At 66.6% G+C, this 18241-nt stretch carries 18 protein-coding genes and 2 tRNA genes; 13 read left to right on the plus strand and 7 right to left on the minus strand.

Features of this window, described 5'->3' with window-relative positions:
* Positions 1 to 97: 97 nt before the first annotated feature.
* Positions 98 to 946, minus strand: coding sequence for an SGNH/GDSL hydrolase family protein (locus NG696_RS09550; protein ID WP_252564981.1), 849 nt, complete (start codon positions 944 to 946; stop codon positions 98 to 100).
* A 95-nt stretch (positions 947 to 1041) separates the two neighbouring features.
* Here NG696_RS09550 and NG696_RS09555 point away from each other — a divergent pair, with 95 nt between their 5' ends.
* Positions 1042 to 1692: an alpha/beta hydrolase gene (locus tag NG696_RS09555; protein ID WP_252564932.1), complete on the plus strand. Its 651-nt coding sequence runs from the start codon at positions 1042 to 1044 to the stop codon at positions 1690 to 1692.
* A gap of 82 nt (positions 1693 to 1774) precedes the next feature.
* Here the strand turns inward: NG696_RS09555 and NG696_RS09560 are convergent, their stop codons facing one another.
* A complete protein-coding gene (locus NG696_RS09560; RefSeq protein ID WP_056348226.1) occupies positions 1775 to 2008 on the minus strand; it encodes an RNA-binding S4 domain-containing protein in 234 nt (77 codons plus the stop codon).
* Between the two features lie 33 nt (positions 2009 to 2041).
* Between NG696_RS09560 and NG696_RS09565 the strand changes: the two genes are divergently transcribed.
* The 3 genes from NG696_RS09565 to NG696_RS09575 all read left to right on the plus strand — a co-directional run bounded on the left by NG696_RS09565 (position 2042) and on the right by NG696_RS09575 (position 5609).
* The gene (locus NG696_RS09565; protein ID WP_252575280.1) at positions 2042 to 3064 is read left to right on the plus strand and encodes a DMT family transporter; all 1023 of its coding nucleotides are present in this window, start codon (positions 2042 to 2044) and stop codon (positions 3062 to 3064) included.
* Between the two features lie 128 nt (positions 3065 to 3192).
* Complete coding sequence (locus NG696_RS09570) at positions 3193 to 4578, plus strand: glycine--tRNA ligase (protein WP_252564928.1); 1386 nt, start codon at positions 3193 to 3195, stop codon at positions 4576 to 4578.
* 2 nt (positions 4579 to 4580) lie between these two features.
* Positions 4581 to 5609, plus strand: a complete 1029-nt coding sequence (locus tag NG696_RS09575; RefSeq protein ID WP_252575281.1) for a GNAT family N-acetyltransferase — start codon at positions 4581 to 4583, stop codon at positions 5607 to 5609.
* Positions 5610 to 5625: 16 nt separating this feature from the next.
* On the opposite strand, the gene NG696_RS09580 is transcribed toward NG696_RS09575, so the two are convergent.
* Both NG696_RS09580 and NG696_RS09585 read right to left on the minus strand, forming a co-directional pair.
* Positions 5626 to 6426 carry a DUF1295 domain-containing protein gene (locus tag NG696_RS09580; RefSeq protein WP_252575282.1) on the minus strand — a complete coding sequence of 267 codons (801 nt, stop codon included), beginning with the start codon at positions 6424 to 6426 and terminating at the stop codon, positions 5626 to 5628.
* On the minus strand, positions 6423 to 7163 hold the full coding sequence (locus NG696_RS09585; RefSeq protein WP_252575283.1) for an alpha/beta hydrolase: 741 nt from the start codon (positions 7161 to 7163) through the stop codon (positions 6423 to 6425). Before NG696_RS09585 ends, NG696_RS09580 begins: the two co-directional genes overlap by 4 nt.
* Positions 7164 to 7243: 80 nt before the next feature.
* Between NG696_RS09585 and NG696_RS09590 the strand changes: the two genes are divergently transcribed.
* The 6 genes from NG696_RS09590 (at position 7244) to NG696_RS09615 (ending at position 13565) form a co-directional block, all read left to right on the plus strand.
* Complete coding sequence (locus NG696_RS09590; RefSeq protein WP_252564921.1) at positions 7244 to 8719, plus strand: YibE/F family protein; 1476 nt, start codon at positions 7244 to 7246, stop codon at positions 8717 to 8719.
* 64 nt (positions 8720 to 8783) lie between these two features.
* Entirely contained in the window at positions 8784 to 9962 is a 1179-nt protein-coding gene (gene dusB / locus NG696_RS09595) for a tRNA dihydrouridine synthase DusB (protein ID WP_252564919.1), read from the plus strand.
* Complete coding sequence (locus NG696_RS09600; protein ID WP_252575284.1) at positions 9946 to 11244, plus strand: deoxyguanosinetriphosphate triphosphohydrolase; 1299 nt, start codon at positions 9946 to 9948, stop codon at positions 11242 to 11244. The genes dusB and NG696_RS09600 overlap by 17 nt, the downstream gene beginning before the upstream one ends.
* Positions 11245 to 11296: 52 nt before the next feature.
* Positions 11297 to 13228, plus strand: a complete 1932-nt coding sequence (gene dnaG / locus NG696_RS09605; RefSeq protein ID WP_252575285.1) for a DNA primase — start codon at positions 11297 to 11299, stop codon at positions 13226 to 13228.
* A 67-nt stretch (positions 13229 to 13295) separates the two neighbouring features.
* Positions 13296 to 13368, plus strand: a tRNA-Asn gene (locus NG696_RS09610).
* Positions 13369 to 13492: 124 nt separating this feature from the next.
* A tRNA-Asn gene (locus tag NG696_RS09615) sits at positions 13493 to 13565 on the plus strand.
* A gap of 52 nt (positions 13566 to 13617) precedes the next feature.
* Here the strand turns inward: NG696_RS09615 and NG696_RS09620 are convergent.
* The 3 genes from NG696_RS09620 to NG696_RS09630 form a co-directional block, all read right to left on the minus strand.
* Positions 13618 to 14025, minus strand: coding sequence for a hypothetical protein (locus NG696_RS09620; RefSeq protein ID WP_252564913.1), 408 nt, complete (start codon positions 14023 to 14025; stop codon positions 13618 to 13620).
* 81 nt (positions 14026 to 14106) lie between these two features.
* A complete protein-coding gene (locus NG696_RS09625) occupies positions 14107 to 14286 on the minus strand; it encodes a hypothetical protein (protein WP_099093422.1) in 180 nt (59 codons plus the stop codon).
* A gap of 26 nt (positions 14287 to 14312) precedes the next feature.
* Positions 14313 to 15542, minus strand: a complete 1230-nt coding sequence (locus NG696_RS09630) for a multidrug effflux MFS transporter (protein WP_252564911.1) — start codon at positions 15540 to 15542, stop codon at positions 14313 to 14315.
* Between the two features lie 183 nt (positions 15543 to 15725).
* Between NG696_RS09630 and NG696_RS09635 the strand changes: the two genes are divergently transcribed.
* Genes NG696_RS09635 through NG696_RS09645 form a run of 3 tightly spaced genes read left to right on the plus strand, consistent with a single transcriptional unit; the run spans position 15726 to position 18172 of the window.
* A complete protein-coding gene (locus NG696_RS09635; protein WP_252564909.1) occupies positions 15726 to 16580 on the plus strand; it encodes a phage holin family protein in 855 nt (284 codons plus the stop codon).
* 60 nt (positions 16581 to 16640) lie between these two features.
* Positions 16641 to 17264 (plus strand): CDP-alcohol phosphatidyltransferase family protein, encoded by a 624-nt coding sequence (locus NG696_RS09640; RefSeq protein WP_252564907.1) that lies wholly within the window; start codon positions 16641 to 16643, stop codon positions 17262 to 17264.
* Positions 17264 to 18172, plus strand: coding sequence for a DMT family transporter (locus NG696_RS09645; protein ID WP_058929538.1), 909 nt, complete (start codon positions 17264 to 17266; stop codon positions 18170 to 18172). The genes NG696_RS09640 and NG696_RS09645 overlap by 1 nt, the downstream gene beginning before the upstream one ends.
* Positions 18173 to 18241 lie beyond the last annotated feature (69 nt).

The following is an 18241-nucleotide window of genomic DNA, read 5'->3' on the forward strand; positions in this document are numbered from 1 at the left end:
GCCGTGCCGCCGCTCACGCCGTGCCGCCGCTCACGCCGTGCCGCCGCTCACGCCGTGCCGCCGCTCACGCCGTGCCGCCGCTCACGCCGTGCCGCCGCTAGCGCCGGGCGTCGATAGTACCCAGGGGCCCCTCGCCGGATCCCAACGGAACGCCCGGGCCGAACACAGGGCCCGGCGTCGGACGCTTTGCGGTGATTCCGTCGCCGGAGGAGCGGTGGCGCAGCCGCCGCACCACCCACGGGACAAAATACTCGCGGGCCCACACCAGGTCTTCGGAGCGGGCTGCCCGCCACGTGCGGGCGGGCAAGGGCTTGGGCCGGAGCGGCTCAAGCGTGTGGTTCAAGTTCAGCGATTCCAGCACCATGGCGGCGATGGTGTGGTGTCCCAGCGGCGAAAAATGCAGGCGGTCCTCGTCCCACATCTGCGGATCGTTCAGCTGCTTGAGCGACCACATGTCGGCGATGATGGCGTCATGGCGCGCGGCCACCGTGCGGAGGTTCTCGTTGTAGATGGCCACCTTGCTGCGGATCCGTCCCAGGACCGAGGAACCGGTATCCGGACCGTTGAACAGCACCACCGTGGCACCGCCCATGGCCAGGATCTGGACCACGGAATCAAGTTTTTCGGCGAGGGCGTCGGGGTCGCCGCCGGGCCTGATGAGATCGTTGCCGCCGGCGGAAAGGGTTATCAGGTCCGGCTTAAGCGCCAGGCACGGAGCGAGTTGCTGGTCCACGATCTGCTGCAGCAGCCGGCCGCGGACGGCCAGGTTGGCATAGGCGAAGTCCGCTTGGCCCCTGCCCAGTTCCTCGGCCACCCGGTCCGCCCAGCCGCGGAAGCCGCCGGGGCTTGTTGGTTCGGGGTCGCCGATGCCCTCGGTGAACGAATCTCCCATCGCCACGTAGCGGCTCCAGGGATGGGCTTCCGTGGCCCTGGGCGGGCTCTGCATGGCTTTTGCTTCATTCACGGTCCTATCCTGCCTCCTTGCTCACAAGCTACGCCACCGTAGGTAGTTACCGCCGGGTAACTGTAAGAATGGAAACCATGACTGACGCCCAAGTATTTCCCGCCCCTGTTGTTCTGTGGTCCCGGCCGGAGGACCAGCGCGCCGGAAAGCCGCTGCTGGTGCTGCTCCACGGCTACGGCGCCAACGAACAGGACCTCCTGAGCCTGGCGGATATGCTTCCCGAAGATTTTGTTGTTGCCTCACTCCGGGCGCCATTGGCCACGGGCCCCGGCTTTATGTGGTTCCCCCTGACGGCCTCCATCGAGTACACGCTCGACGCCGTCAAGGCTGGAGCCGGTTATGTGCAGGACTGGATTGACACCGTCAAAGCCGACCACCCGTCGGTGACGCTGCTCGGCTTTTCCATGGGAATGGCCATGGCCACCACGCTGCTCCGGCAGCGCCCCGCTGACTACGCCGCCGTCGTCGGGCTTTCCGGTTTTGTGGTCAACGCGGACGGGGACCCCACCTTCAAGGATGGCGACCTGGACGGTACAGTGCCGCTCTTCTGGGGCCGGGACCAGCAGGACCCCGTGATCACGCCCGACAAGATCGACTACACCATGGGCTGGGTGCGTGGGCATGTCAAGCTCACCAAGGTGCTCTACACGGGCATGTGGCACGGCATCAACCAGCAGGAAATCGGGCACGTCTCCGAGTTCCTGACGCACGAGGTGCTGAACAAATAAGCGTACGACGGCGGCCGGCGGCACAGTGCCGCCGGCCGCTTACGCTGTCCACGCCGCCTGAGGCTGAGTCAGGCCTGTTAAATCAGGCTTCCGGGGCCACTACCTGCACGGTTTGCCCGTTGACGGTGACGGTGTCGCCGTTGTGCAGCTGGCGTCCGCGGCGGTCATCGATCTCGCCGTTGACCTTGACGAGTCCGTTCTTGATCAGCTCAGCGGCTTCCACGCCGTCCTCCACCAGGCTGGCGAGCTTCAGGAGCTGGCCAAGACGGATCATGCTGTCGCGGATGGGGATCTCTTGAATGTCCTGGTTGCTCATACAAGTAATAATGCCTGACGTAAGGTGAATCCGATGACCCACACCCCACGGCTGCCGCGGTTCGCGGGGCTCCCGCTGGCCGTCGGCGCGGGACTGGCCATTCCCGTCCAGGGCCGGATCAACGGCGCCCTCGGCGTCCGGCTCAACGACGGCATCGCCGCGGCCGTGGTGGGTTTCAGCACCGGCCTGGTGGTGATGATGCTGATCTCCCTGATCCTGCCCAGCGGCCGCGCCGGTCTGGCCAGGATCCTGCCGGCGGTCCGGACCCGGGCTTTCCCGCCCGTGTACGTGCTGGCCGGCGGCATTGGTGCCCTTTTTGTCTTCGCGCAGTCCTTCACCGTGGGCATCCTGGGCGTGGCGCTGTTTACCGTGGCCGCCGTGACCGGGCAGACGCTGAGCGGGCTGCTGGTGGACCGGCTGGGCATCGGACCTGCCGGCAAGAGGGCCGTGACTCCCATGCGGATCATCGGGTGCGTGCTGACCGTCGCCGCCGTGGCGTGGGCGGTTTCGCCGCGGCTGGCCGGCTCCCCGGGCTCGCCGGGCTCGCCGGGCGCTCCCGCGGACGCAGCGGGCGGGCTGGAAGCCTTGATTCTGCCGTTGATCCTCCCGGTCCTGGCCGGGTTCCTGATGAGCTTCCAACAGGCGATGAACGGGACGGCCACAGTCCACTACGGATCGCCCGTCGCCGCCACGCTGGTGAACTTCGTGGCCGGCTCGGTGTTCCTGTGGATTGCCTTGGCCGTCAAGGTGGCAGTTTTTGGGCCGGGCAATCCGTTGCCGGCCGAGTGGTGGTACTACCTGGGCGGGCCCATGGGCTGCGTGTTCATCGGCCTGGGTGCGCTGCTGGTCCGCAGCCTGGGCGTGCTGGTCACAGGGCTCGGCATGATCGCCGGACAGCTCCTTGGCTCCCTGGGGCTGGACCTCGTGGTGCCGGCCCCCGGGAGCATCGTGGCCCCGGCCACCGTCCTGGGCACAGTGCTGACGCTGGCCGCCATCATCCTGGCCACACTGCCGTGGCCGCGGGGCGCCTTCCGGAGGCAGCGGCCGGTAGGCTAGGACACGCAGTTCTCTGCATCTTGTTCCTTCGCCCGCCCCGCCCGCACCCAGCGGTGAAGCACCCACGTGCAGCGGGGCCAGATACCCGCGGACCGCACCCAGCGGCCCTGTAGAAATTGGAGTCCACCATGGCAGCAAAATCCGTACTCGACCAGGTCATTTCCCTTTCCAAGCGAAGGGGTTTTGTGTTCCAGGCCGGTGAAATCTACGGAGGCTCCCGCTCTGCCTGGGACTACGGACCCCTCGGCGCTGAGCTGAAGGAAAACATCAAGCGCCAGTGGTGGCAGTCCATGGTCCGCGGCCGCGAGGACGTGGTGGGCCTGGATTCCTCCGTCATCCTGCCCCGCCAGGTATGGGAAGCCTCCGGCCACGTTGACGTCTTCTCCGATCCGCTGGTTGAGTGCCTTTCCTGCCACAAGCGCTACCGCGCGGACCACCTCGAGGAAGAGTACGAGGAAAAGAAGGGCCGCCCCGCCGAGAACGGCCTGAAGGACATTGCCTGCGTCAACTGCGGCACCCGCGGCGAATGGACCGAACCCCAGGAATTCTCCGGCCTGCTCAAGACCTTCCTCGGCCCGGTGGCCAGCGAGGAAGGAATGCACTACCTGCGCCCGGAAACGGCCCAGGGCATTTTTGTGAACTTCAGCAACGTGCTCACCACGTCCCGCAAGAAGCCGCCGTTCGGCATCGGCCAGATCGGCAAGTCCTTCCGCAACGAGATCACACCCGGCAACTTCATCTTCCGCACCCGTGAGTTCGAGCAGATGGAAATGGAATTCTTCGTCGAGCCCGGCACGGACGAAGAGTGGCACCAGTACTGGATGAAAGAGCGCATGTCCTGGTACACCAGCCTGGGCATCCGGGAAGAGAACCTGCGCTTCTTCGAACACCCGCTGGAAAAGCTGAGCCACTACTCCAAGGGCACCACGGACATCGAATACCGCTTCGGCTTCCAGGGTTCCGAATGGGGCGAGCTCGAAGGCATCGCCAACCGCACGGACTTCGACCTCTCCACGCACTCCAAGGCTTCCGGCCAGGACCTGAGCTACTTCAACCAGGCCACCAACGAGCGCTACACCCCGTACGTGATCGAGCCGGCCGCGGGCCTGACCCGTTCCTTCATGGCGTTCCTGGTGGACGCGTACACCGAAGACGAGGCACCCAACGCCAAGGGCGGCGTCGACGTCCGTACCGTCCTGCGGCTTGACCCGCGCCTGGCCCCCGTCAAGGCTGCGGTGCTGCCGTTGAGCCGCAACGAGGACCTCTCGCCGAAGGCCAAAGACCTAGGCGCGCAGCTGCGCAAGAACTGGAATATCGACTTCGATGACGCCGGCGCGATCGGCCGCCGCTACCGCCGCCAGGACGAGATCGGCACCCCGTTCTGCATCACCGTGGACTTCGACACCCTCGAGGACCAAGCCGTGACCATCCGTGAACGCGACACCATGAGCCAGGAACGCGTCTCGCTGGACAAGGTGGAAGGCTACCTGGCCGCCCGCCTGATCGGCGCCTGAGAATGGCCATCGAATACCGCGAATGGCTTGAGGGCGATGACCTGACGCTGCTGGAAATCTGGGGCGGCCCGGAGACCGAACAGGCCAGGCAGTTCCGCGGTGCCCTGGCCGTCTCCTCGCCCGGCACGGACGGCACCCCCTGGCGCCGCTGCATCGTGGCCGAGGACGTCATTGACGGCGTTGGCATTCCGGTGGCGGCGGGCGTGGTCTACGAGGCTTCGCTGCACCCGGAGCGGCTGTGGACCTACATCGAGGTGGCGCGCGATCATCGCCGCGCCGGCATCGGTGCCACGCTCCTGACCATGCTGCGCCGCGAAGCCGAGCAGGCGCCGTCGGGCGTTGCCAGGCTGCGGGCGAAGGTGCAGCCGGGCACTCCGGGGGCCGCGTTCGCCGAGGCGTTCGGGCTCGCGCCCATCCAGCGTTCCCGGCTGGTGGTGGTGGAGCCGGGCGCCCTGAAGCTGCCCGTATTCCCCGCGAAGAACGACGGCGGCGGGCCGGCCAACGACGAAAACGCCGGTTCCGACGTCGTGATGGATCTCGCTACCGGCTCGGTTGAGCTGACCGACGTCGTGGGGCGGTATTACACGTCCATCCATGGCTGGGATTCGCCGGGCGTGCTGTCGGTGGGGCAAGTGCAGAAGCTGTTCTTGGATGACCTCACCGGCGCCCACGGTGCGCTTGTGCTGCGCGCCGAGCCGGAATCCGCCTTTGGCGCCGGGGTTTCCCCCAGCAAGAAGGGCCGGATCCGCGCCTTTGCGGTGAGTTATGCGGAGGCAGCCCAGGACCCGGCGGCGGACGCTTCGGCCCAGGGCGCGAAGGCCACGGATGTGTTTGTGGGCCACGAACCCGCGCTGGAAGCGGACGACGCCGCAGCCGCCGTCCGTGACCTGCTCTCGCTCCTCGCGTACCAGCACCCGGTCATGCTGGAACTGGACGATTCGATGACGGCGCTGCGTGCCGCCGTCGAGCCCTTGCTGGAAGCTGGCAAAGCGCGCCAGGCCGGCGCCGAAACGCTGATCGTCTCGGACTGACCCCACCCGGGGGAGGTCACCGGCGTTTGGGCGGCCACGGGATGAAGCCGCTGGTCCCCTCAACATATTCCCGGTAACCGGGCCGGCCCGACATCGCCTTTTCCGTCAGGGGCTTCCCGGTCTTCCCGGCGAGCGTCCACACCATCAGGGCCGGTGACAGGATAGTCAGGACGCCCGGCCACGAGTCTGCGGCGATCAGGAAAAGCCCCGTCCAGATGGCCGCATCGCCGAAATAGTTGGGATGCCGGGTGTACCGCCACAAACCGGTATCCAGCACCGTGCCGTGGCGGGCCGGATCCTTCTTGAACCGGGCCAGCTGCCAGTCGCCCACGGTCTCGAACACAAACCCCGTCATCCACAGCAGGACGCCGAGCACGGCCACCCACGCCACAGGCCCGGTGGCGAACATCCCCACCTGCAGCGTCAGGGACACAAAAAACATAACCACACCCTGCGGCAGGTAGACACGGCGGAGCGCAAACGCGTTCCTGGATCCGGGCGCCGGGTCCAGCAGGGCCTTGTAGCGCGGGTCTTCATGTCCGTCGCGCGCCCGCCAGCCAATATGGCAGCCCAGCCGCAACCCCCAGACCGCCGTCAGCAGAAGCAACAAGGCGCGGCGGGTGTCATCGCCCGATCCGGCAGACAGGAACCAGGACACCACGGCCACCGCAACGAAGCCGGGGCCCCACGCGATGTCCATCACCGAGTGCCGGCCCTGCCGGACGGCCACGCCAAACGTCAGCGCCAGGACCGCCAGGACTGCCAGTGCTGTCCAGGGCAACGACGCGGCGAACGCCGGCCAGGGAAAAGAGCTCACAGGGCCACCTCAGCGGCGGACCAGGGCACCAGCCCAGCCAGCTTGCTCGAGGCCTGGTGCGTGAATCCGGTGCGCAGAGCGAAAGCCTTCATCACAAAACCGGTGGCCAACGTGTGCCACAGCCGGCCGCGGCGCACCATAAAATGCCCGGAACCGCGCAGCGAAACATACTGTATGGAGGCTGCTGTCCCGGTGGCTCGGCGCGCAAACGCCAAGGACTGGGACGGGCTGGTCATATGGTCTCCCGTGCCGTGGACAATCAGGACCTTGCGTCCGGCGAGCGGCGTGGCGGGTGTCTCCGGGCTGAGCCACGGGGCCAGCGCCACCACGGCGTCCACCTGAGGATGGTCCGCGGCGGTCACGGCGGTGAGGCCGCCCATGGAATGCCCCACCAGATACACGGGAACCCTAGGGTGCTGCGCACTGATTTGCTGGAGGGCCCAGCGGGCATCCTGCAGTGCGGACCTGTCCGGCCCGTTCCAGCCACGCACGCTGTTCCGCAGGGACCACACCGCCAGCCCGTGGTCCTTCCCGGCACGGTGCAGGTGACGGGCGAACGTGACCATGCGCAGCGGGCTCAGGTGGCGGGCCTCCACGGGCTCAAAGCTGTGTGCCTTGCCCCCGTGCAGGACCAGGGCGACGCCCCGCGTTGTCCCGGGGGCCGCCAGCACAGTGAGTGCCGCCTCCCGCCTCGCAGCAGGTTCGTTGGTGTGGAATTCAGTCCTGCGGTCCGTCACGCGTGGTTCCTCTCGGTTCCTGCCATTTACCAACCCTAAGGCGCCGGACGTAGAGTTCAAGGTATGAGGTTCAACTGCTGATGGGCTCCGGTCACACCCACGTTTCAACAGATCATTCGGAGCCGACGGCCCAGGCGATTGCTGCCCGCCGGAAGGCAAACCGCATCCTGGCCGCGGTGCTGGTGCCGCTGACTCTTCTGACCCTGGCGGGCATGGCCGTGCTGTGGCCGTCCGGGTCCAAGGACGGCATCTCCCTCGCCAACCCCTATTCGGCGGCGCCCGGCGTCACCTTCGATACGGGCAAGATCCAGAGCGTCGTGGAAGAAAGCTGCATGCAGGGCTCCACCGCCCCCGGCCAATCCTCGGACACCAGCGGCCAGCCCGCCCCCGCCGGCTCCGACTGCATGTTTGCCTTCACGGAACCGGACCAGGGCGGCAGTCCCGTCAAAGTGGTGATCAATCCCGACGTCGCCAAGTCCCATGGCGTGAAGCCGGGGGACCAGATCAGGTACCTGAACCTTTCCAACGCCCAGGGCGCCGCGGCGTCGCAGGGGTCTCCGGCCTACATCTTTGTTGACTTCGTCCGGACCCTTCCCATCGTGATCCTGGCGCTCCTCTATGCCCTGGTGGTCATCGCGGTGGCGCGCTGGCGCGGATTCCGGGCGCTGCTGGGGCTAGTGGGCGCGTATTTCGTCCTTGCCGGCTTTATGTTGCCCGGGCTGGTGGAGGGCAAACCTCCGCTGCTGCTGGCCCTGGTGGGGTCAACGGTGATCATGATCGGGGTCCTGTATTTTGCCCACGGCTTCTCCGCCAGGACATCAACGGCGCTGCTGGGCACCATGTTCGGCCTGGCCATCACGGCGCTGTTGGCGGCCTGGGCCACCGACGCCGCCAACCTCGCCGGAGTGGGCAGCCATGACGCCACCACCCTGATCAATACCTCGGCCAACATCTCCATTTCCGGGGTGATCCTGTGCGGCCTCATCATCTCCGGCCTTGGTGTCCTGAACGACGTCACCATTACGCAATCGTCCGCCGTCTGGGAACTCTATGAGTTGGCTCCCGGCACCAGCGCCCGCAAGCTCTTCACCTCCGCCATGCGGATCGGCCGGGACCACATCGCCTCCACGGTCTACACCATCGCGTTCGCCTACGCCGGCGCAGCCCTGCCCATCCTGATCATTGTGATGCTGTACGACCGGCCGCTGGGGGACACCCTGACCAGCGCCGAACTGTCCGAAGAAGTCATCCGCACGCTCGTTGGCTCCATAGGCCTGGTCCTCGCCATTCCCGTGACCACTCTGATCGCCGTGCTGGTGGTCAAGGCCACCGGCGTCCGGACGGCCGGACAGGTCGCCGTCGGCGTCCCGGACGGAGACCGCCGCCCCGACGGCACCTCGGGCGCCGCCGCCATCAACGCGGACGACGTCGACGATACCGGTGCGCTCGCGGCGGCCGCGTTCGAGAGGCGGTCACGGCAGTCCACGGAAGGTTCCGACGATCCCGCCACCACCCGGAGGGGACGCCGGGCAGACCGCGGCTGGACGGGCAGCTGAACGACGCCAGGGGACCCAAATGGGCCCGGCGCGCCGATTTGCCCGCCTTTGCGACAATGGACAGGTGACTGTTACCGCAACGCCTCCCGCCCCCAAGCTGGAACTCCCGCCCCTGAAGCTGGGCCCCATCACGGTGGACACCCCCGTGATCCTGGCTCCGATGGCGGGCATCACCAACTCCGCTTTTCGTCGTTTGTGCCGTGAATACGGCGGCGGCCTGTACGTTGCGGAGATGGTCACCTCCCGCGCCCTCGTTGAACGCACGCCCGAATCACTGCGCATCATCTCGCACGACGACGACGAAAAAGTCCGCTCCGTCCAGCTGTACGGCGTGGACCCCGTCACGGTGGGCCAGGCAGTGCGAATGCTCGTCGAAGAGGACCGCGCAGACCACATTGACCTGAACTTCGGCTGCCCCGTTCCCAAGGTGACCCGGCGCGGTGGCGGCTCCGCCCTGCCTTGGAAGATCGACCTCTTCACCTCGATCGTCCAGACCGCGGTCAACGAAGCGTCCAAGGGCAATGTCCCGCTCACCATTAAAATGCGCAAGGGCATCGACGATGACCACCTGACGTACCTCGACGCCGGCCGGATCGCCCGCGATGCCGGGGTCGCCGCCGTCGCGCTTCACGGCCGCACCGCGGCGCAGTTCTACTCCGGCCAGGCCGACTGGACCGCGATCGCCCGCCTGCGCGAAGCCCTGCCGGACATTCCCGTCCTGGGCAACGGCGACATCTGGTCCGCGGAGGACGCTGTCCGGATGGTCCGGGAAACCGGTGTGGACGGTGTAGTGGTGGGCCGCGGCTGCCAGGGACGCCCGTGGCTGTTCGGTGACCTCATGGCGGCCTTCGAAGGAAGCGACAAACGCTACACGCCGGACCTGGGCAAGGTGGCCGAGAGCGTCTTCCGGCATGCCGAGCTGATGGTTGAGACCTTTGGCGATGAAGGCAAAGCGCTCCGGGAGATCCGCAAGCACATGGCCTGGTATTTCAAGGGCTACGTGGTGGGCAGTGAACTGCGGACCAAACTGGCCATGGTGACCAGCCTCGAGGTGCTGCGCGACACGCTGGACCAGCTGGACCTGGGCTCGCCGTACCCCGGCGTGGATGCCGAGGGCCCGCGCGGCCGCGCAGGCTCGCCCAAGAAGCCGGCGCTGCCCAAGGACTGGCTGGAATCCCGTGCCCTGAACGCGGCGCAGTCCCAGGACATCTCCGCCGCGGAACTGGATGTTTCCGGTGGCTGAAACGCGCACTACGGCACAGGCCCTGCCGGGCTACGAGGCCCACGATTCCGCCCGCTGGGTGGAGGAACCGCCCAAAAACAACTACCGCTCCGACTTTGAGCGGGACCGCGCCCGGGTGCTGCACTCGTCCGCCCTGCGCCGCCTCGGAGCGAAAACGCAGGTAGTTGCCCCGGACACCGACGACTTCGTCCGCACCCGCCTGACCCACAGCCTCGAGGTTGCCCAGGTGGGACGGGAACTGGGCCGCGCCCTGGGCTGCGACCCGGACGTGGTGGACACCGCCTGCCTGAGCCATGACCTGGGGCACCCGCCCTTCGGGCACAACGGCGAGTCCGCCCTGAACGAGGTGGCCCATGCCATCGGCGGCTTCGAAGGCAACGCCCAGACCCTCCGGCTCCTCACCCGGCTGGAGCCCAAGGTCCTGGCCACCGACGGGCGCCCGGCCGGCCTGAACCTCACGAGGGCCAGCCTGGATGCGGCGGCGAAATACCCTTGGTCCGCGCTGAACGCACCGGTGATCCACGGCCAGCGCACCAGCAAGTTCGGCGCCTACGAGGACGATCTGCCCATCTTCAACTGGATCAGGGAGGGTGCGCCGGAACGCCGCTCGTGCCTGGAGGCGCAGGTCATGGACCTGGCCGACGACATTTCCTATTCCGTGCACGACGTCGAGGACGCGATCGTGGCCGGGCACTTCCAGCTGCGCTGGATGGACAACCCGGACCACCGGGCCCGTGTGGTGGGCTACGCCAGGCAGTGGTACCTCCCGCACAACGACCCCGCCGCGATCGATGCCGCCCTGGCCCGGTTGGAAGCCACCGACGTGTGGGTCCGCGAGGCCGACGGCAGCCGCAAGTCTATGGCCGCCCTGAAGAACATGACCAGCCAGCTGATCGGCCGGTTCTGCCAGAGCGCCCTGGAGGCCACGCGTGCTGTCTACGGCCCGGAAAACCTCACGCGGTACAGCGCTGAGCTGATGGTCCCGGACGAGACGGTTATGGAGATCGCGGTCATGAAGGGCCTGGCCACCACGTTCGTGATGACCACCGAACACCGCCAGCCCATCTACGAGCGCCAGCGCGAGGTGCTGCACGCCCTGGTCACCGCCCTGAACGCCACGGGGGACCGCCACCTGGAGCCGATGTTCGCGGCTGACTGGCGGGACGCGCCCGACGACGGCGCACGGCTCAGGGTGGTCATCGACCAGGTGGCGTCGCTGACAGACGGCTCGGCGCTGGCAATGTACGAACGGCTCGTGGGGAGCCTTCCCTCGCTGTGGTGACGAACGCCTCACGGCGGATCGGCTTGTCGTGCCCCCGGACTAGGATGGCTTTGTGGCTGGCCTGATCAAACGTGAAGATATCGACGAAGTACGCCAGCGCACGGACATCAAGGAAGTGGTTGACGGCTACGTCACGCTCAAGGGTGCCGGGCTGGGAACCTACAAGGGGCTGTGCCCGTTCCACGACGAGCGGTCGCCGTCGTTCACCGTGCGTCCCCAGGTGGGCAGGTACCACTGCTTCGGGTGCGGCGAAGACGGGGACGTCATCGCCTTTGTGCAGAAACAGGACCACACCTCATTCCATGAGGCCCTGGAAAAGCTGGCGGCCCGCATCGGGTACGAACTACGCTACGAGGACGGCGGCACCGGCCCCAACCGTGAGGAAGTCGGCAAGCGCCAGCGCCTCCTGGATGCCCACAAAATCGCCGATGAGTTCTTCCGCGCCCAGCTGCTGACGCCCGGGGCCGCCGAAGGCCGGAACTTCCTGTTCGGCCGCGGCTTCGACCGCGCCGCGTCGGAGCAGTTCGGCGTGGGCTACGCACCGCAGGGCTGGGACGCGCTGCTGAAACACCTCCGCGGCCGTGGCTTCACGGACCAGGAGCTGAAGCTGACGGGCATGTTCTCCGAAGGCAACCGGGGCATCTATGACCGGTTCCGTGGCAGGCTCATCTGGCCCATCCGTGACATCGCCGGCGACACCATCGGCTTCGGCGCGCGCAAACTCTACGAGGATGACCAGGGGCCCAAGTACCTCAACACCCCCGAAACCACGCTGTACAAGAAGTCCCAGGTGCTCTACGGGATCGACCTCGCCAAGCGCAGTATCGCCAAAGACCGCCAGCTCGTAGTGGTGGAGGGATACACGGACGTGATGGCTTGCCACCTGGCGGGAATTCCGACGGCGGTGGCCACCTGCGGCACGGCATTCGGCACCGAGCACATTAAGATCGCCCGCCGCCTGCTGTCCGACGACGGCACCGGGGGAGAGGTCATCTTCACCTTCGACGGTGACGCCGCCGGGCAGAAGGCGGCACTGCGCGCCTTCGAGGAAGACCAGCGCTTTACCGCCCAGACCTATGTGGCGGTGGAGCCCACCGGCGCCGACCCCTGCGACCTCCGCCAAAGCAGAGGGGACGCCGCCGTGCGGGATCTGATCGCCACGCGCCGGCCGCTGTTCGAGTTTGCCATCAAGGCCACGCTCAGGCGCCACAACCTGGACACCGTGGAGGGCCGGGTGGCCGCGCTGCGGGAATCCGCTCCGGTGGTGGCCCAGATCCGCGACGCAGCCATCAGGCCCGAGTATGCCCGGGAACTGGCCGGCTGGCTCGGCATCTCGGTTGAAGACGTCAGCCGGGCTGTGGGCGTCGCCATGAAGCGTGCCGCCCCGGGCGGGCCGGCTGCACCGGGAACGCCTTCCACAGCCGGCGCCCCGGGTCAGATGCCGTCCGCCCAGGCGGGCGGACCCGGCGTGGCTGCCGGGCCGACGTCGGGCGCTGTCCCTTCCTACCAGCGGCCCGACCCCCGCGACCCCGTGGCCTCCATGGAGCGGCAGGCGCTGGAAGTGGCGCTGCAGGAGTCCGCCCTTCTGGGCGGCGGCATCTGGGAGCGCTTCGCGGCCGCACGGTTCGTCACGCCGGCGTTCCAGGCCGTGCACGACGCCATGCGCGCCTCGGGTCCCGGACTTATCGGTGAGCCGCTGCGCTGGGTGGAACAGGTGATGCACGAAGTCCCGGAACCCCTCCGGCCGCTGGTGTCCGAGCTTGCCGTGGTGCCGCTTCCCGCGAGCACCGCTGAAGCCGTCCAGAAGTACTGCAAGGACATTCTGTCCCGGCTGTTCGAGCTCCAGATCACGCGGGTCAAGGCGGACAAGATGGGCCAGCTGCAACGGCTGGATCCGGCAGCGAACCCGGAGGATTTCCAGCGGCTCAACAGGGAACTGATGATGCTCGAAATGGAGCGCCGGGCACTGCGCTCGGACGCCTGAAACGCGCCGATTTCACTCCTGATTTCGCTTCCAGCCGGTGTCTTTGCTAGGCTGGTACCCGCTTCATTCCTCCTTAGCTCAATTGGCAGAGCATTCGACTGTTAATCGAAGGGTTGCTGGTTCAAGTCCAGCAGGAGGAGCGCACAATCCCCGTTCCGGGTATCCGGAACGGGGATTTTTTATACCCGGGGAGGGTATTTCGTGGTGCACCGCCGCCGATTTCCCATTCCCGGGAAACCTTTGCTAATGTCATACCTGCTTCATTCCTCCTTAGCTCAATTGGCAGAGCATTCGACTGTTAATCGAAGGGTTGCTGGTTCAAGTCCAGCAGGAGGAGCAAACAAACAAAAGATCCCCGGCCTCTCTGTGAGGGCGGGGATCTTTTGCATTCACACAAAGTCCATTTCCACCTGCAGGAACCGTTCAGCCTCGGCGATGGCCGCGTGGAAGGCGTCCTGCTCGGTGGGGAACTTGCGGGGCTCCCGCGGATGCCACTCATGGGGTGCTGAGTACACCCGGACGAAGCCGGAGGCCGGGGGTGCGTAGAAGATGCCGAAGCGCTGCACGGGCCACTCAGGCGAGGTCTCCGGGGCCACCAGGAGGGCGGAGTTGAAGGCGGCGTTGAACCACTGCGCGATGGGCCGCCGCCGGTCGTCCGTGAAGAGTCCGGCGGCATAGAGGGCGGCGGACTGCTGGCCGGTTTGGGCGCACAGCCGGTCCCACCACATGGGCAAAATGCCTGAGTCGCAACGTTGCCATGTGGCCGGGGGCGGCGAGTGGAACTGCCAGCTGGGCACGGAATTATTTTATCGTGGGAAAGCTCCCGGGCGGCAGGGGTGGGCCTCGGTGGACCGGGATTTGGCGCCAGGTCCCAACAGCTACGGACGGTTCCAGGGGCCCGGGTTGACCCGGTACAGCAGGGCAGCACCTGCCAGCGCGCCGAGGATGATGCCGATGGCGCCACTGCCGAACACGCGCCCAAGGAAGTAACCGGCGACGGCGCCCAGCACCGCCCCGAGGAACAGTCCCCGGGGGTTCCGGTGCGGTTTGCGTTTCATGGGTTTCATCATTGGATCGACGGGGTTCAGTGGATCGAGGGCACGGTGCGCGGCCTGACGACCAGCCAGAGGCCCGCCATCGCCAACAGGATGCACACGGCCTGCACGGCACCCATGGGGGTGGAGCTGGTGATGCCCAGCCAGCCCGCCACCGGTGAAACCAGGCCGGCCATCAGGAAAGTCGCGGCACCCAGGAGCGAGGCAGCCGTCCCGGCCTGTGCGCCGTGGCTGCTCAAAGCCAGCACCTGGACACAGGGGAACGTGAAGCCTGCGCCCATGATGTAGAACCAGAGTGGAACCATTACGCCCCAGAGCCCCAGGCCGGCCTGGTCAAAGACCACGATCAGCACGGCCATGAGAAACATCCAGGCCGTGGAACAGGCAAGGATCCATTGCGGCGGGACAGTTCGGATGAGCCTGGAGCTGATCTGGACGCCGGCCACAATGCCCAGGGAATTGATGCCGAACAGCAGGCCGTACTCCTGCGGCGAGAACCCGAAAATATCCTGGAACAGGAACGGCGACGCGGACAGGTAGGTGAAGAGGCCGGCGAAGTTCATGCCGCCCACTACCAGCAGGCCCACGAAGATCCGGTCCGTAAAAAGAACCTTGTAGCGTTGGCCGGTGGTCATACCGGTCAGGCCGCGCTTCTCCGGTGGCAGTGTTTCGCGGACCAAGACGAGCGCGGCGATGATCACCAGGGTGCCGTAGCCGGCCAGGAACACGAAGATTCCAGGCCAGGGCATCACCAGGAGCAGCTGCGATCCGATCACCGGGGCCAGGATCGGTGCCAGCCCGTTCACCAGGGCCATGCGCGAGAACATCCGGACCATGGCATAGCCGGAGAACAGGTCCCGCACCATTGCCATTGCCACCACGCCGCCGCCCGCAGCACCCACGCCCATGAGGACGCGGAAGAGGCCCAGCGTGGAGATGTCGGTGGACAGGGCTGCTCCCACGGAGGAGGCGATGTGCACGGCGGTGGCCAGGATCAGCGGGAGCCGCCGGCCGAACTTGTCGCTGAAGGGGCCCACCACCAGCTGGCCGAGGGCAAAGCCCACGGTGGTGCCGGCCAGGGTCAGCTGGACCTGGGCCTCGGTGACCCCCAGGCTTGCTTCCAGTGCCGGGAACGCAGGCAGGTACAGGTCGATCGTGAACGGACCCAACGCGGTGAGGGCGCCGAGGAGGAGGATGTACAACAGTTTCCGGCGGCGGGTCAGCGAATCGCCCGGATTCGAGGGAGTGGTCACGGACATCAATCCTAGGCCCGGAAGTTCCATCTTTCCGGGGTTGCAGGCGCGCCGTGCGGCCAACCCGGAAGTTTGCCCTGAACCTGAATGATAGTTTTGGGGGCGGGACCGTGCTGCCGCGGGCTCCCACAGCACACGGATGCCGAACCGACCAGGCAGCAGACTACGCAACAAGTTAGGCGGGAACCGATGAGCGGACGTCACACCGGGCGCACCAGCCAGGGATTGCGGATCACCGCGCTGCCCAGGACGCTGAAACTTCTTTTCCGTCTGGCCCCGCGCCAACTCAACGACGAAATCGCCTTCGCCAAGATCGAGCTCAAGCGCAAGGGCATCCAGGTCGGCGTCGCCGCCGCCTTCGTCGCCGTTGCGCTTATTTTTGTGGCGTTCCTGGTGGTTGGCCTGATCGTGGCCGCCATTATGGGCCTGGCCACCATCATGCCGGCGTGGCTCGCCGCGCTGCTCGTCTGCGCCCTGTTTCTGGTCATCGCCCTCATCGGCGGCCTAATCGGCGTCCGCAAATTCAAGCAGGCCATGCCCCTGGTCCCGGCCGAGACCATCCGCGGAATCAAACACGATCTCGGCATCGTCAAGGAAGGCTCCGACTTCAACGCCACGCTGCTCGATCCGGCCAGCCCGGAGGCCAAGGCCGCCAAGGCTGCCAAGGACGAAGCTGCCGCGAAGGCCAAGGCCGAGAAGGAAGCCAAGGCCGAGGCGCACAAAAAAGAGTTCCCGCAGGCGTCCGAGCCCGAGCTTCACCACCGCCTCGAGCAGCGCCGGCGCCACCTGGCCCAGGTCCGCGACGAACTGGATACCGAGCTCGACATCAAGCCGCAGGCCATATTCCTGATGGGCGCTGCCAAGGAAAAACTGGGGGAGGGCAAGGCCGCCCTTGAACATGGAGCCGCCAAGGCCAGCCAAAAGTTCGCTGCCTTCTCCGGATCCCCGGACGGCGCCGGCCTCCGCTGGAAGCCACTTGCCGCACTTGCAGCCTCCGCAACGATCTTTGTGGTGCTCCTGCGCAGGCTGCTGCGGAACCCCTAACAACACAACACGTCACACTGGGCTCTGAAGTCACACTGGGCTCTAAGGAAGGGGGACGGATTGAGGTTCATCGGCGCTGGTGCGCGGCCCGGCCGCCCCCAGATTGACCACGACCGCGTCTTCACCATCCCCAACGCCCTGACAGTGCTGCGCTTTATGGGCGTACCACTTTTTGTCTGGCTGGTCCTGGCCCAGAAGGAATATGGGACCGCCGTTGTGGTCCTGGTGGTCATGGCGGGAACCGACTGGATTGATGGCTACGTGGCCCGCCGCTTCGACCAGGCGTCCAAGCTCGGCCGCGTCATGGATCCGCTGGCTGACCGGCTTGCCCTGATCGCGGTGGCGGTCACCCTGGTGATTGCCGGCGTCGTCCATTGGCTGTACCTGGCCGCACTCCTGGTGCCTGACGCCGTGCTCCTGGTGCTGACGCTCTCCTACTTCCGGGGCCATCCGGACCTGCCAGTGAGCCGTGTGGGCAAAGTCCGCACCGGACTCCTGCTCCTGGGCACACCCCTGCTGGTCCTGTCGCGATTGGACACCCCGTTTGCCGGGCCGCTGTACATTGCAGCCTGGATCGTGCTGGGACTTGGGCTCACCGGCCACTGGATTGCCGCGTACAACTATTTCTGGGCCATTCTGCGGAAGGGCCGTCAGCAGTCCCATCACGACGGCGGCACCGCCTGATGGTGTGGGTGGCGGTCCTGCTGGCGGTGCTTGGGGCATTCTGCCTTGCCCTGGGTGCGCAGAAGCAGGGGAGCGCCGTCAAAGCCGACACCGGCGGGCTGGCGCTGAGTTCAAACGGCTTCCTCCGCCTACTCCGCAATCCGCGGTGGGTGCTGGGACTTCTCCTGCTGTGCCTCGGGATGGGAATGAACGCGGTGGCCCTGGTCTCCGCGCCGCTGACGGTGGTGCAGCCGATAGGCGCCATTGCGCTGGTCATTACCACCGTGGTGAACGCCCGCGACCAGGACATCACCATCAACCGGGCCACCATGGTGTCCATCGCGGCCTGCGTGACCGGTTCCGCACTCTTTGTCCTACTCGCCGTCAACGTGACGCAGGAGAACCACCATGTGAGCCAGGAGGACGAGCTCACCATTGTGCTGCTGCTGGCACTGGCCGTCGGCGTGTTCGGCACCCTGGCGGTCATGTTCCGGCACCGGATGAGCGCGTTTGTCTACATCCTCGGCGCCGGCGTTCTGTTCGGCTTTGTCGCGGTACTGACGCGCATCATCGGCAAGCACCTGCTGGACCCCAACGGGCTGGCGCTGCTCAATGTCCAGTGGTATTCGGTGGTGGCCATCGCGGCGGCCGGCGGCCTGGGTTCCTGGTTTGTGCAGAGCGCCTACTCGGGCGGCCCGCCGGACCTTGTCATCGCCGGGCTGACAGTCATCGACCCGATCGTGGGCATCGCCATCGGCATCGTGATCCTGGGCGAGCTCCGCCCGGACGTCCACGCCGTGATGGCGATTGCCATGGCTACGGCTGCTTCGCTTGCTATCGTGGGGGTGATCGCCCTTTCCCGGCACCATCCCGAGGTCACCAAGCGCAGGAAAGATGCGCGGAAGGCGGCGGGCAGGGCGTCCCACTAGCTTGTTTACCCAACTCGTGCACTTTCATTACCAGCCGATTCCAAAAGGCCCCGTGCTACCGTGCCGGCG

The sequence above is a fragment of the Pseudarthrobacter cellobiosi genome (assembly GCF_023913755.1).
Classification (GTDB): Bacteria; Actinomycetota; Actinomycetes; order Actinomycetales; family Micrococcaceae; genus Arthrobacter; species Arthrobacter cellobiosi.

Bases quoted from the DNA above. Each gene is read 5' to 3' on its own strand.
- NG696_RS09550 (WP_252564981.1), bottom strand. From the start codon at position 946: ATGCAGAGCCCGCCCAGGGCCACGGAAGCCCATCCCTGGAGCCGCTAC.
- NG696_RS09600 (WP_252575284.1), top strand. From the start codon at position 9,946: ATGTTTCCGGTGGCTGAAACGCGCACTACGGCACAGGCCCTGCCGGGC.
- NG696_RS09590 (WP_252564921.1), top strand. From the start codon at position 7,244: ATGGGCTCCGGTCACACCCACGTTTCAACAGATCATTCGGAGCCGACG.
- NG696_RS09575 (WP_252575281.1), top strand. From the start codon at position 4,581: ATGGCCATCGAATACCGCGAATGGCTTGAGGGCGATGACCTGACGCTG.
- NG696_RS09645 (WP_058929538.1), top strand. From the start codon at position 17,264: ATGGTGTGGGTGGCGGTCCTGCTGGCGGTGCTTGGGGCATTCTGCCTT.
- NG696_RS09625 (WP_099093422.1), bottom strand. From the start codon at position 14,286: ATGAAACGCAAACCGCACCGGAACCCCCGGGGACTGTTCCTCGGGGCG.
- NG696_RS09555 (WP_252564932.1), top strand. From the start codon at position 1,042: ATGACTGACGCCCAAGTATTTCCCGCCCCTGTTGTTCTGTGGTCCCGG.
- NG696_RS09630 (WP_252564911.1), bottom strand. From the start codon at position 15,542: ATGTCCGTGACCACTCCCTCGAATCCGGGCGATTCGCTGACCCGCCGC.
- NG696_RS09570 (WP_252564928.1), top strand. From the start codon at position 3,193: ATGGCAGCAAAATCCGTACTCGACCAGGTCATTTCCCTTTCCAAGCGA.
- NG696_RS09565 (WP_252575280.1), top strand. From the start codon at position 2,042: ATGACCCACACCCCACGGCTGCCGCGGTTCGCGGGGCTCCCGCTGGCC.
- NG696_RS09560 (WP_056348226.1), bottom strand. From the start codon at position 2,008: ATGAGCAACCAGGACATTCAAGAGATCCCCATCCGCGACAGCATGATC.
- NG696_RS09635 (WP_252564909.1), top strand. From the start codon at position 15,726: ATGAGCGGACGTCACACCGGGCGCACCAGCCAGGGATTGCGGATCACC.